This window comes from Pararhizobium mangrovi (genome assembly GCF_006516965.1).
GTDB lineage: Bacteria > Pseudomonadota > Alphaproteobacteria > Rhizobiales > Rhizobiaceae > Pararhizobium_B > Pararhizobium_B mangrovi.
Genome location: NZ_VHLH01000002.1, coordinates 57891 through 71013, shown reverse-complemented (window position 1 = coordinate 71013; position 13123 = coordinate 57891). Strand labels below are relative to the sequence as shown.

11 protein-coding genes are annotated in these 13123 nt (G+C 63.3%); 7 read left to right on the top strand and 4 right to left on the bottom strand.

All coding sequences use genetic code 11. The features are described 5' to 3' along the window. Position 1: 1 nt before the first annotated feature. On the bottom strand, positions 2–883 hold the full coding sequence (locus FJU11_RS01990; RefSeq protein WP_141165338.1) for an ABC transporter permease: 882 nt from the start codon (positions 881–883) through the stop codon (positions 2–4). After that, entirely contained in the window at positions 883–1911 is a 1029-nt protein-coding gene (locus FJU11_RS01985; RefSeq protein ID WP_141165443.1) for an ABC transporter permease, read from the bottom strand. The genes FJU11_RS01990 and FJU11_RS01985 overlap by 1 nt, the downstream gene beginning before the upstream one ends. Positions 1912–2040: 129 nt before the next feature. Here FJU11_RS01985 and FJU11_RS01980 point away from each other — a divergent pair, with 129 nt between their 5' ends. Then, entirely contained in the window at positions 2041–4425 is a 2385-nt protein-coding gene (locus FJU11_RS01980) for a LuxR C-terminal-related transcriptional regulator (protein WP_181408009.1), read from the top strand. 258 nt (positions 4426–4683) lie between these two features. On the opposite strand, the gene FJU11_RS01975 is transcribed toward FJU11_RS01980, so the two are convergent. Together FJU11_RS01975 and FJU11_RS01970 are read right to left on the bottom strand one after the other, a co-directional pair. Next, positions 4684–5454: a class II aldolase/adducin family protein gene (locus FJU11_RS01975; RefSeq protein ID WP_141165336.1), complete on the bottom strand. Its 771-nt coding sequence runs from the start codon at positions 5452–5454 to the stop codon at positions 4684–4686. An 89-nt stretch (positions 5455–5543) separates the two neighbouring features. After that, positions 5544–7112, bottom strand: a complete 1569-nt coding sequence (locus tag FJU11_RS01970) for a zinc-binding metallopeptidase family protein (protein WP_141165335.1) — start codon at positions 7110–7112, stop codon at positions 5544–5546. Between the two features lie 101 nt (positions 7113–7213). On the opposite strand from FJU11_RS01970, the gene FJU11_RS01965 reads away from it, so the two are divergent. The 6 genes from FJU11_RS01965 to FJU11_RS01940 all read left to right on the top strand — a co-directional run bounded on the left by FJU11_RS01965 (position 7214) and on the right by FJU11_RS01940 (position 13115). Next, on the top strand, positions 7214–8128 hold the full coding sequence (locus FJU11_RS01965) for a LysR substrate-binding domain-containing protein (protein WP_181408008.1): 915 nt from the start codon (positions 7214–7216) through the stop codon (positions 8126–8128). Between the two features lie 137 nt (positions 8129–8265). Next, complete coding sequence (locus FJU11_RS01960; RefSeq protein WP_141165333.1) at positions 8266–9198, top strand: dimethylarginine dimethylaminohydrolase family protein; 933 nt, start codon at positions 8266–8268, stop codon at positions 9196–9198. Between the two features lie 39 nt (positions 9199–9237). Further along, positions 9238–10329: an ABC transporter ATP-binding protein gene (locus FJU11_RS01955; protein WP_141165332.1), complete on the top strand. Its 1092-nt coding sequence runs from the start codon at positions 9238–9240 to the stop codon at positions 10327–10329. A 20-nt stretch (positions 10330–10349) separates the two neighbouring features. Next, entirely contained in the window at positions 10350–11444 is a 1095-nt protein-coding gene (locus tag FJU11_RS01950) for an ABC transporter substrate-binding protein (RefSeq protein ID WP_141165331.1), read from the top strand. A gap of 28 nt (positions 11445–11472) precedes the next feature. Next, entirely contained in the window at positions 11473–12297 is an 825-nt protein-coding gene (locus FJU11_RS01945; protein ID WP_141165330.1) for an ABC transporter permease, read from the top strand. 5 nt (positions 12298–12302) lie between these two features. Then, positions 12303–13115: an ABC transporter permease gene (locus FJU11_RS01940; RefSeq protein WP_141165329.1), complete on the top strand. Its 813-nt coding sequence runs from the start codon at positions 12303–12305 to the stop codon at positions 13113–13115. Positions 13116–13123 lie beyond the last annotated feature (8 nt).

Sequence of the window (13123 nt, the reverse complement as noted above, 5' to 3'; positions counted from 1 at the left end):
GTCAGCTCCCCACGTCGAACATGTCGCGCAGCCCGTCGCCGAGCAGGTTGAAACCGAGTGTCACGTAAAGGATTGCAGCCCCCGGACAGACGACCTCCCACCAGTATTCGGGCAGGTATTGCCGCGCATCGGCGACCATCGTGCCGAGATCGGGCGTGGGTGGCTGCACGCCGAAGCCGAGAAATGAAAGCGTCGCGCCGAAGAGGATCACGAAGGCGGCGTCGAGCGTCGTCTTGACCGAGATTACCGGCACGCAGTTCGGCAGGATCTCTCGGAAGAGAATATGTGCCGGGCCGGCACCCGAAAGCCGGGCGGCCTCGACATAGTCTTCCGTCGCGATCGATTTCGAGACGTTGTAGACGAGCCGCGCATGCCAGGTCCACCAAAGGATGGTGATCGACAGCATGGCGTTGAAGAGGTTCGGCTCGAGAAGGTTCGAGATAGCGAGCGCCATCACGAGGGGCGGCATCGCCAGCATGATGTTGGTAAGGCCACCGATGATGCGTTCCGTCCAGCCGCCGAAATAACCCGCGCACAGGCCGAGTACCGCGCCGCTCGGCACGGATATGCCGAGTACGCCGACGACGAGCAGCAACGAGATCCTCAACCCGAACACCGTGCGACTGAAGATGTCGCGGCCGACCTTGTCGGTTCCGAACCAGTGCTCTGCGCTTGGCGGCTGATGCCGATGCAGGAAATCAACGACCATGCCGGCATCCTTTGGATGCGGGGTCAGCCACGGGGCGAAGACCGCGAGGATCACGACCGAGAGGATGATTACGCTGCCGGCGACGGCGGAGGCATTGCGACTGAAGCGCCACCATAGCCGGTAGCGTCCGCTCACCGCATGCTCGTTGGGATCGAGCATCTGCAACTCGGCCATCAGCGGCTCCCCCGATGGCGAAGCCGCGGATCGATCAACGTGATGAGGATATCGACCACAAGGTTCGCGGCGACGAAGAAGAGCCCCGACACCAGGACGACGGCGATGACCGCGTTCAGGTCTTTCTGAAGGATCGCGTTCAACCCGTAAGAGGCGAAGCCGCCCCACGAGAAGATCATCTCGACGACGAAGGCGTTGCCGATCAGCGAGGCGAATTCGAGCCCCATGATCGTCAGAGGCGCGATCGCCGACAGCTTCAGAAGGTAGCGAAAGACGATGACCCGCTCCGGCACGCCGAAGGAGCGCAACGTCAAGACATGGTCCTTGCGCTGGTTTTCGAGCATCGCCGAGCGTGTGATGCGCGTGATCTGGCCAATGCCGGCCATCGCCAGCGCAAACGCCGGCAGCGCTAGATGTTTCAGCGCGTCGGCTACGACGTCGAAGCGGCCGGCAAGCGTTCCATCGATCAGCAGAAAGCCGGTCGGACCGCTCGAGAACCCGAGACCGTGGTCGAGCCGTCCGAGGATCGGGAACGAGGGAAAGAGGCGCGCGAAGACGAGTTGCAACGTGATGGCGAAGAGGAAGCTCGGGATCGTCACGCCCGTCAGGGAAAGAATGCGTCCGACCAGATCGATCCAGCGGCCGCGATAGCGCGCTGTGACCACGCCGAGCGGCACGGCAACGATGAACATGAAGACGACGGAGGTAATCACGAGTTCGAGCGTTGCGGGAACCGTCTCCTTCAGGTCGACGATGACCGGCCGCTGCGAGACGAGAGAGTAGCCGAAATCCCCTCTGATCGCGCGCCCGACATAGGAGAAGAACTGAACGACGAGCGGCTGATCGAGCCCCATCTCGTGGCGTAGCGCGTTCACCTGCTCGGCCGTCGCCGCTGGCCCGAGCGCGAGCCGCGCCGGATCGCCCGGTACGACACGAGCCAGAACGAAAATGGTGACTGCCAACCCGAGCATGACGAGCGCGAAGCTGCCAAGCCTGTAGAAAATGGCCGTAGTCGGCTGATCGTGCATGAGCGCGCTCTTCAGACGAATGAACACAACCGTTCCGTGGGAGGAGCGTGCCCCGATCCTGAAAGAGCGACAAGCCGCCATTGGTATGGGTTTTTGACAGAAAGGTATGGGTGCTCTATGAGCCGACCCATGCGCATGCAGGGCTCTCCGGTCCGAGACGATCTCATCGCAGCCATCCCGGACCTTCCCCGTCGATCTCTCATCGGCCAACTCGAAGCGCCCGGTCCACGGCTTCGCCTCATCGTCGGCCCGGTAGGCGCCGGAAAGTCTCGACTGCTTCGCACGCTTGCCGCGCGCCATGGCGTTCCGGTCCGCACCGCACCGCCGGCAGTTGCGGAGCGTCTGATCTTTCTGGACGTGCCGCACGAGCGCGATCTCGTGGCCTTCGATGCGGACGTGGCGGGCGCGGCCGAGCGTATTTTCGTGGCACTTCGTCCGGATCAACGCATCGAAGGTATGGCGAGACTGCGCATGCAAGACGGCGAGATCCGGCTCGGTCCCACCGATCTCGCCTTCGACGCCGACGATCTTGGCGCGCTGCCCGACGACACGGCACGGCATCTGCTCCAGGACTTCGCGTGCTGGCCCTCCTTTCTGCGATGCGCCTTCGAACCGAACGCCGCAGGGCATCTGGCGGCCTATTTCCGTGAGACCCTGCTCACCGCCCAGTCTGCTGCTACGGTGACCGGACTGTCGCTTTGGTTGGACGCGCCCGATCGGCATCGTGATATCGCCGCATGCCTGCTGCCTCCCGCCTTCGTCGCCTCGCCCAAGAGCTTCCCGTTGTTGTGCGAAGCCCTGCGGTCGGCGCTCGACGAAGAGACGGCACGTCGCTGCACGGGTGAGGAACTGGTCGAAATCGCCAACACCCTCGTCGAGAATGGTCGGGCGCTACCGGCCATGGATATGCTCCTCGATCACGGTCTAAGCGAGCCGGCCGCTCGGATATTGGAGCGGGCGGAGGGACGCGAACTTATCTACCAATCGAGCTCGCAGGCCTTTCAGCGCACCGTCATGCGCTTTCCACCACAGATCGTCGCATCGAACGAGACGGTGCTCCTGTGCGTCGGCAAGGCGCTACTGAAGCGTGGCGAACTGGCGCGTACGCGCGCGCTCATGGGGAGCCACCTCGGCACCGACTTTCTCGATCCGCTACGCGCGCTGGCGGTCGGCTCGCGCTATTCCTTCGAAGCGCGCACCTTCCGCCTCAACATGATGATCTGCGAGGACTTCCCGCCCGGCGACACGATGCTATCGCGCCTCGCCGGCTTCATGGCCGACTATCCGGTGGGGGACGACGCCAAATGGGCGGCCTATTACAACGCGCTGCTCGAATTCGAGATCAGGCGACGGCACATGCGCGAAGCCGAAGGTGCGGCCGCCCGAGCGCTGATCCATCTGGAGCGGATCGGCGAGCGGCCCGTGCTCGAGTTCTTCATCCACTTCCACCGCGTCGTGCTGCGGCTTCTTTCCGGAGATGCGATCCATGCCCAACGCGCTTGCCGGGACGCGGCAGCTGCCCTCGAGCGTTTTCCCCACGACGCGCCATCGGAACACCGCATGCTCGCTTTTGCGCTCGCCTGCCTTGCCTACGAAGCCGGCGATCGCCGACCCTTCATCGAGTTCCTTGAGTGTGAATTCGACAATTTCGCCGCGGGCGAAATCTGGCCGAGCATGATGCAATGCGCGCTGCACTACGCCTGCGAAGCCTTTGCGGCACATTACCCGATCATGATACGGCCCGGCTGCCTCGACGGCTTCTGGATCCATCTTCTCGCCACACATCGATTCCGCCCCTTCATGGAGATCCGCATGGCGCGCCTTCTCCAAAACGCCAACCGATGGAACGACGCGGTCGAGGTGTTGCAGGCACTACGTCTGACGATCGGGCGGACATGGGTCGAAGCGGCCGTCGAAGACCTCGCCCATCTCAGCGGTCGCGATGAGGTCGCCTACGCGATGGTGTGGTTGCGCGACGCCATCCACGGCGCCCATCAGCGCAGCTATCTCGTCCATCAGATCACGACGTTGATGGCGTGCCCGGTCGTGATGCATCGAGATCGCGCGGTCCTGCAGCTTTGGCTTGCTTTTCTTCATCGCCGTCTGCGCGATACGGGCAGCGCGCGTGTCAGCTTGACTGCCGCCCTCACCTCGATCCACCGTCTCGGCTGCTACGGCGTGCTGATCGAAGAAAAGCCGTTTACGGGTGCGCTCCTGAACGATCGACGCCTGACTGGGCCGATCGAAAGCCTCGCCGAATTCCGGGCTTGCCGCAAAATCTTCAACGCCGAAGCCGACACACCGGTCGCGCGTGCAATCAGGGCCGGTCTTTCGCCGCGCGAGGTTCAACTTCTCGGTCTGATTGCCGAAGGCCTGTCGAACAAACGCATCGCTCATTCGCTCGACATCCGCGAGCCTACCGTGAAGTATCATCTCGGGAACCTCTACCGCAAACTTGGATGCCGCGGCCGGAAACAGGCTGTCGCATCGGCTAAAGCGCTCGACTGGCTGTAGACAGGGGCGCCCTTGGCGCCCGGCGAGCTTCGTCCCGGCACATGACTCCACCGGGCGGGGACATTACGCATCATTACCCGGCCCATTCCACCAAGATCGCCCTCGTTACCGGCTCTTCCCGCCGCTGGATCGGGGCGGCGATCGCCACGCGGCTTGAAATTCTCGTCAATGACGCCGGGGCAATACTTCTATGCGCGAGCACGAAAGGGTGACGCGCGTCATGCCGGAATCCTTTGCAAACCGGCGTGCTTGGCCGGCTTAAGAAGCAAGGTCCGGGTATCGGGCGAGCGCAAGACGCTTGAAGGCTTCCCATTCCGGGTCGAACGTATCCCGGTCACCGAAATCGTCGCCCTCGTATTGCAGGGCGGTCTTTTCGGCGATCTCCTGCGAGACCGGATGCACCCTGCCGCCCGATGCCATGATCGCGAGTTGGGCACGGCAGCTGTGCTCGAGATTGTTCATCAGCGCGAAGGCCTCGCCGACGGAACGCCCGCAGGTCAGCAGGCCGTGATTGCGCAGGACCATCACGTCGAGACCGCCGAGATCGGCGACGAGACGTTCACGCTCGCTGAGATCGAGCGCGATGCCTTCGTATTCGTGATAGGCGGTGCGATCGTAGAATTGCAGCGACCATTGATTGTAGGGCTGCAGGCCGTCTTCCAGCGACGAGACGGCGACGCCCGCTGTCGTATGCGTATGGAGCACGCATCGCGTATCCGGGCGGGCCGCGTGGATGGCACTATGGATCGTGAAACCGGCCTGGTTGATGCCGGCGCCGTAGGTGTCGCGGAGAATGTTTCCGTCGAGATCGACCGTAACGAGGTTGCTCGCCGTAACCTCGTCGAAACGCAGGCCGAAGGGATTGATCAGGAACGCGTGCTCGCCCTCGTCCTCGGGCGCGCGGCTCGAGATGTGGGTGAAGATCCCGTCGTCGAGCCCGTAATGCGCGACCAGCCGGTAAGCCGCCGCGAGATCGACCCGCTCGCGCGGCTGTTCGATTTCCGGGTTATGGGTTCTATCGACAGTCATCAATCCGTTCTCCTGTAAGGTCCGATCTCTCGAGTTCGGGTTCCCGGCCCCGACGAACCGGACGACCGACGGTAGGCCGAACGCGGGATTCAGCGCAATGGGATCGACCAGTCCATTCCGCGAGGCGTCGTCACGTATTCCGGCCAACCGAGGTCGATCGGCGGCGCGTAGTCGCACTGCGGTGCGAGCCACCGCGTGCCGCCGATACCGCCACCCGTTCGCGCATTGAACTCCGCCGTCGCCTCGGCCAGCACTTCGGGCTTGCCGAAAAGATCGAGGATCGTTCCGGCCACCGTCTTCGCAGCGCTTGCGATCATCGGATCGATACATGCGGAGATGCCGCCGAGTGCGTTCATAACCCACGCCGGGTTGGGCCCTTCGCCGGGCTTCGGCGCCAGCGCCGGTCGTCCAACGTAGAACCGGGCCGTCGGGCAGTGCCAGCAATATTCCGTATAGTCGTCGGACGTGAAATGGCGCTGCGTTTCGGGGAGCATTCGGCGCAGAGCGGCTTCCGCCTCCTGCGGCGGGACGAGCCGCTCGGTCTCGGGCAGGAACGGCGCTTCGATCGATGCCCGGCCGAGCGCCTCGCGCATCTCGTTCGCCCGCGCAACGGCTTCGGCCCCGAAGACCGGTGGGCCGGCAGCCACGAGGTTCTCGTAGGCAAGAGCCGCCATCGCGTGGTTGGCGAGACCTTCACGCGATTTGGCGACCCATTGTCGTTCCCAACGGCAATGGGTCATGGCTGCGACGGCGTCGGCGATACGATCGAGCGACGCGACGAGGTGGTGCGCCATCTCGACGGTCGGCATACGCGCCATGTACAGGATCTCGCCCTCCGGCGAAGGAAGATTGTCGGCCGTCGCCTGCCCGCTCGTCAGGATGGTCTCGTTCAAGGACCAGCTTACGCCGCTCGCGACGATATGGTCGCGGACGACCTTGCCCTGCAGGTACATCTGCGCGACCGCATCGCCGGCGCCGGGCGCGCGGGGTGCTGCGTGGGAGGCCGGGATGGGTGAATCCGACCCCGCCCCCGGCCAGGTTTCCGGCCGGTCGCAGATGAAGCGGTAGACCCAGGAATAGCCGGCACCACAATGCGTATCCCACCGGGCGGTGTTGCAAAGCGGAAGCATATAGAAGGGGTGAAAACTGATCGCGGCATCGAGATGGTCGTAATATCCCTTTGCGGCATGGATCGGCTTGGAGCCGCGGGTCTTTTCGGCCGGCTCTCCGAAATAGGCGAGCGTGCCGGCGATATCGTATCGCTCCATGGCGCGTGCAGCTGCCAGCACGCCGACGAACGTCGCGATGCCGAGCGCGGAATGGGGATCGGTGTGCCCGCCGGCTCGCTTCGAGAAGCCGTCGCGCGGCCGCTCGACGGTGTCGGCTGCCTGGCAATTGTCCGGCACGCCGTCGTATTCGGCATAGCTCGCGATCGTCGGACCGTTGCCCCGCGTACGCCTGGCGCTGAAGGCCGTCGGCATGCTGCCGCTGCCGCGCTCCACTTCGAAACCTTCGGTTTCAAGCTGCTGCGCATACCATTCGGCCGAGCGATACTCGCGCCATGCGGTTTCCCCGAACTCCCAGATGGTTCGGTTCCATTCCGACCATCGAGGCCGGTTTTCGTCGATCCAGCCGTGTGCGAACGCCTTTGCCGTCATCAGGCATCTCCTTGCCTGTGCAAGCAAAGCATGAAATCAATTCCGTTAAAGTGAGTTCTCTTCCATCCGGGACGGAACAAAATTCACGTATGGAGGCGGGGGTGCCCAGTCTTCCCTCGATCAAAGCACTGAGAGCGCTCGAGGCCGTGGCGCGGCTCGGCTCCGTTCGCCATGCGGCGGAAGAACTTCTTCTCACGAGCAGCGCGGTCAGCCACCAACTCCGTTTTCTCGAAGACGAACTCGGCATCGCGCTGGTCGAGAAGAAGCAGCGCGGCATCGCGCTGACGGCGGAGGGCGAACGGTATGCCGGCGAGATCCGCAGCGCGTTTCGCATCCTGACGCGAGCGCGCGAAAGCGTATCGGGCCCGGACCTTTCCGGTCCACTGACGATAAGCTGTTCACCGGGTTTCGCGACGTACTGGCTTTGCCCCAACATCGCGAGCTTCATAGCGGCCCACCCGCGCGTAAAACTGAAGATCGCAATGCCGCGCGTGCTCGGCGAAGTCACGCAGTCGAACGTCGACATCTTCATCGCCTACGGTCAGGGAGACTGGCCGGACATGTGGATCGAACGGATCGCGGACCTGCAATTCTCCCCGGTCTGCAGTCCGATGCTGCTGCAGAAGGGGCTCCGCAAGCCGCGCGATCTCGCTCGCTTTCCGCTCCTGCATATCGAGGGTCAGAAGGACTGGCCGCGATGGCTGGCGAGCGCGAAGGTCACCGGGATCGCCGCGCGAACCGGCATCGAATTCGCCGACGTCAATCTGGCGATGGCCGCAGCGATCGCCGGACAGGGCGTCGTCATCGGCGACAATCTCATCGCCTCGACCGCGCTCGCCAAGGGAACCCTGGTTCGTCCCTTCCCGACATCGATCGCAGCACAGGGCGCCTATTACGTCGTCGCCCCGCACGCCTTCGACGACGACCCGATCTGTGCCGCATTCGTCGAATGGCTCCGTGCCGGCCTTTCCGCGCATGGCATCGCCATCGACGCGGATGCCTCGCTCGTCTGGTGAATTTCTTTCACGATCGGCGCAAAGCCAATTTTATTGCGCATTCCCGAAACGCCACCTACCATTCCGACTAATTCCTGATCACTCCAGCGGATGCACAGATTTTGATCTTGCGTCGGCGACGATCCCCGGAGGGTGCGATGTCGGAAGCCAACATCCCGTTGCAGGCACGTCGCGAAGGCGGCGGAACACCTCTCATGAAGGACTGGCATCCTTCTTCGGAGGTCGGCGTCCTGACGGACGTTCTCCTCGGTCCGGCGGAAAGCTTTCACTGGATGGGTGAAGAGAACGCGGCGTGGTCGTCTCTCGTCCGCGATACAATGCGAAAGGGTCTTACCTTCGACAAGCAACTCGCGATGCGCCAGTATCGCGAGATGGTGAGCGCCTACGAGGACGCCGGAGTGGCATGCCATTATCTACCGATCGACGAGCAGACACCCTATCAGATCTACGCGCGTGATTCCTCCTTCATCACGCCGTACGGTGCGGTGATCTGCCAGCTCGCCAACCCGCGTCGTCGCGGCGAATACGCTGCAGCGCTTCGGTTCTATCTCGAGCACGGCATTCCGATCTACGACATGGTTTCGGCCGGCAATTTCGAGGGCGGTGACTTCAACATCATCGCCGAAAAAACGGCGCTCGTCGGCTACACCGACCATCGCAGCGAGGAAGTCGCGGCGCGACAGGTCGCCCGGTGGTTCGAGCAGGAAGGCTGGGAAATCAAGTTCGCTCCGATCGACCAGTTCTACGTCCATATCGACCTGATGGTCTGCATGCTGAACGAGGCGTGCGCGGCCGTGTGCCTCGAGACGACGCCGGACGACATCGTCGAATGGATCCGGTCGAAGGGCATCGAGATCATCCCCGCCAGTTTCCGCGAGACGATGTCGCTCGGCTGCAACGTCGTTTCGCTCGGTCGCGACCGGGTTCTGTCGACTGCCGGCGCCACCGATCTCAATGCGAAGATGAAGGCCGCCGGCTTCACCGTCTACGACCCGGAGATGACCATGTTCACGCAGGCGGGCGGCGGCGTCCACTGCATGTGCCAGCCGCTGAACCGGGAGGCCGCCTGAGACCGCAAGGGCCGGCCCCCACGACATGAAGGAAGCTTGTTGAACGATCGAACCTTCCTCAAGGCACGCAACATCACCAAGCGCTACGGCAAGGTGCGCGCGCTGGATGACGTATCGCTCGACATCGTCGAGGGCGAGTTCCTGACGCTTCTCGGCCCGTCCGGCTCGGGCAAGACCACCTTTTTGATGTGCCTCGCCGGCTTCGTCGAGCCGAGCGAAGGCGTTCTCGAACAGAACGGACGGGACATCACGCATATGCCCGCCGAAGACCGCCGCTTCGGCATGGTGTTTCAGGGCTACGCGCTCTTTCCGCACATGACGGTCGCCCGCAATGTCGACTTCCCGCTTCGCGTCGTGGGTCGCGGGAAAGCCGAACGCGAACGGTTGGTCTCGGACATGCTGCGCACCGTCGGGCTCGAGGGCTTATCGCAACGACGGCCGAGCGAGTTGAGCGGCGGCCAGCAGCAGCGCGTCGCGCTCGCCCGCGCCCTCGTCTACGAACCGGCGGTCACCCTCCTCGACGAGCCGCTTTCGGCCCTCGACAAGAACCTGCGCGAACAGATGCAGGACGAGATTCGCTCGCTGCACCGCAAGGCATCCGGCACCTTCGTCTTCGTCACGCACGACCAGACCGAGGCGCTTTCGATGTCGTCACGCGTGGCGATCTTCAATCGCGGCCGCATCCAGCAGATCGGAACGCCCCAGGAGGTCTACGAGAAGCCGGCAAATCGCTTCGTCGCCCAGTTCCTCGGGCGGATCAACCTTGTGCCGCTCGACAAGGCCGAGACGAATGGATCGTGGATGACCGGCAGCTTCGAGGGACGCACGCTCGTTTCCAGCACCGGCGGCGAAACGATCGAGGAGCCGGTGATCGCGGTCCGTCCGGAGCACATGACGCTCGACCGCCGCGAACCGACGAACGACATGAACGCAGTGAAGGCGACGGTTATCGACTACGCCTATGGGGGCGCCCATTCGGTACTGCAATTGCGTTGCCAAAGCGGGCTCGAGCTTTCTCTCGATGTCGGCAGCGCCGATACGAACGTCCCGGTTACTCCCGGCGAGACCGTATGGGTCTCGTGGCCGAAGGAGACCGGGTTCGCACTGTCTGCAAAAGACCAACAACAATGAACCGAACAGAGGATGGAACCATGAAGAACGTGCTTTTCGACTTCCTGACGAAGGCCGAGACCGGCCGCATGAGTCGGCGCGATTTTACAAAGGCCGTCGGCGCGGCGCTGGCGCTGCCCGTAGCAATGCGCAGCACGCTGTCCTTCGCGCAGGCCAAGCAGCTGGTCCTGTGCAACTGGGGTGGCGACGCGATCGACGCCTATACCGACGCCTACGGAAAGCCGTTCCAGGAAAAGACCGGCATGCCGGTGAAGATGGACGGCTCGGGCCCGACGGAAGGCGCGATCACCGCGCAGGCCAAGAGCGGCAACGTGACCTGGGACATCGTCGACGTCGATCCCTTTACGGCAATCACACTCGGTAAGAAGGGCTACATGCGGAAGATCGACTACGACAAGATCGACAAGTCGAAGATCCGCGACGGCTTTCTCTGGGACTACGCGCTCTCGTCCTACTTCTTCAGCTACGTGATCTGCTACGATTCCTCCCTTTATCCGGAAGCGCCGACCGGCATGGCGGACTTCTTCGACACGGACAAGTTCCGCGGCAACCGGACGATGTACAAATGGGGCGTCTCGAGCTGGGAAGCGGCGCTGCTGGCCGACGGCGTCGCGCCGAAGGACCTTTATCCGCTCGATCTCGACCGCGCGAACAAGAAGCTGAAATCGTTCCTGCCCAACGTCATTTCGTTCTGGGGCGGCGGCGCAGAGAGCCAGACGGCGATGCTGACGGGCGAGGCACCGATGGGCATCGTCTGGAGCACGCGAGCTCGTCTCATCGAAAAGGCCTCGGGCGGCCGCATCAAATATATCTGGGACGAAGGCCTGCTTTCTCCCGGCGCCTTCGGTGTGATGGCGAACAATCCCGCCGGTCGCGAGGCGGCAATGGACTTCCTCGCGAGCACGCAGGATCCCGAACGCCAGCTCGTCATGTTCAAGATGCTGACGCAGGGGCCGGCCAATCCCGCCGCCGACCCGCTCATCCCTGCAGATCTGAAGCGGCACGACTGCGTTGCGCCGGAGAACATGGAGAAGCAGATCACGCTCGATATGCAGTGGTACGCCGACCACTACTCCAAGGCTCTCGACAATTATCTGGCGATAATTTCGGCCTGACCGCGCGAGCCGGTCCGCGGAGGCGGCGATGAAACGACACGTCTGGTACTGGGGCCTGATCGCCCCTCTGCCTCTGTTCCTGGCAATCGTCTATCTCGTGCCGTTTCTGGGCGTGGTTCGGTGGTCGGTCACCGAACCACAGCTCGGCTTCGGCAATTATGTGCGCGTCTTCACCGACCCCCTGGTCCTCAGCGTTCTATGGCGCACGCTTCGCGTGTGCGTTCTGGTCACGCTGGCGACCACGATCATGGCCTATGCGCTTTCCTATATCTGGGTGTTCGCGAGCCCGCCGATCCAGCGCCTGGTCGAGTTCGGCGTTCTCATCCCCTTCTGGATTTCGACGCTCACGCGCGCCTTCGGATGGCTCGTGCTTCTTTATAATCGCGGACTGATCAACACGGGACTGCGCGATCTCGGCCTCATCGATTTCCCGCTGACGCTGGTGCGCAACGAATTCGGCGTCGTCGTCGGCATGACGCACTTCCTCGTTCCCTTCGCCGTGCTGCCGCTCGTCTCCTCCATGCGCCATCTCGACACCCGCGTGCTGACCGCAGCGCGCGGCATGGGTGCGAGCCGGTTCCACGTTTTCCGTTCCGTGCTCTTTCCGATGACGATGCCGGGCGTCGTCGGCGCGGCGCTCATCACGCTGATCTTCTCGCTCGGCTTCTTCATCACGCCGGCGATCCTCGGCGGTGGGCGAAGCGTCCTCGTGGCAGAATTCATCTACGTGCAGATCTTCCAGACGGTGGATTGGGGAATTGCCGGCGCGATCAGCGTCGTGCTGATGGTTGCGGTCGCAGCGTTGATCGCGCTCTTCATCCGGCTCACCCGCGTCGAACAGATGGTAGGATAACGCCGATGGCCTATCGTCCCGGTCCGTTCGCGCTCGCCCTCATGGGCCTCATCGTCGTCTTCCTTCTGGTGCCGCTCGTTGCGGTCGTCCCGATCTCGTTCACGCCGTCGGAGTATCTGGCGCTGCCGCAAGGCGCGTATTCGCTGCGCCACTATCGGGCGCTCGTCGACGATCCGGCCTGGGGCAACAGCGCGCTTCTCAGCCTCTGGGTCGGAATCGTCGCAAGCGCTCTCGCGACCACGCTCGCGACGGCGTTCGGAATCGGGCTTTGGTTCCTGCAGCCGCGCCTGACGCGCCTGCTCGTCGGCTTCGTCATCATGCCGATGGTCGTGCCGCCGGTGATTTCGGCGGTCACGCTCTACTTCATGCTGACGTCACTATCGAAATTCGCCGGCGCGATCGGCTACGATACGTGGCCGGGCGTCGTCATCGCGCATATCGTGATGATTTCACCCTTCGCCGTCGTCATGGTGCTCGTCGCGCTCAGCCGCCTCGACCGGCGGATCGACATGGCCGCCCGCAGCTGCGGTGCTTCCGTGCCGCGGCGTATCTTCTCCGTCATTCTGCCGAATATCCGCTTCGGCGTGGCGACGGCGGCCTTCCTATCCTTCATCCTCTCATGGGAGGAGATCGCCGTGACGCTCTTCATCACGAGCACGAAGGCGATCACCCTGCCGCGGCTCGTCTGGTCGGGGCTGCGCGACAACGTCGATCCGGCGATCGCGGCACTTTCGGTGCTGCTGATCCTCGTGACGATCGTTCTTATGGTGGTCATTACGGTCGTGCGTGCCCGCGCGGACCGCAAGCCCGCGCATTGAGCAAGACG

Coding starts and splice junctions, on each gene's coding strand:
- FJU11_RS01980 (WP_181408009.1), top strand. CDS start 2,041: ATGCGCATGCAGGGCTCTCCGGTCCGAGACGATCTCATCGCAGCCATC.
- FJU11_RS01975 (WP_141165336.1), bottom strand. CDS start 5,454: ATGACTGTCGATAGAACCCATAACCCGGAAATCGAACAGCCGCGCGAG.
- FJU11_RS01970 (WP_141165335.1), bottom strand. CDS start 7,112: ATGACGGCAAAGGCGTTCGCACACGGCTGGATCGACGAAAACCGGCCT.
- FJU11_RS01985 (WP_141165443.1), bottom strand. CDS start 1,911: ATGCACGATCAGCCGACTACGGCCATTTTCTACAGGCTTGGCAGCTTC.
- FJU11_RS01945 (WP_141165330.1), top strand. CDS start 11,473: ATGAAACGACACGTCTGGTACTGGGGCCTGATCGCCCCTCTGCCTCTG.
- FJU11_RS01940 (WP_141165329.1), top strand. CDS start 12,303: ATGGCCTATCGTCCCGGTCCGTTCGCGCTCGCCCTCATGGGCCTCATC.
- FJU11_RS01950 (WP_141165331.1), top strand. CDS start 10,350: ATGAAGAACGTGCTTTTCGACTTCCTGACGAAGGCCGAGACCGGCCGC.
- FJU11_RS01990 (WP_141165338.1), bottom strand. CDS start 883: ATGGCCGAGTTGCAGATGCTCGATCCCAACGAGCATGCGGTGAGCGGA.
- FJU11_RS01960 (WP_141165333.1), top strand. CDS start 8,266: ATGTCGGAAGCCAACATCCCGTTGCAGGCACGTCGCGAAGGCGGCGGA.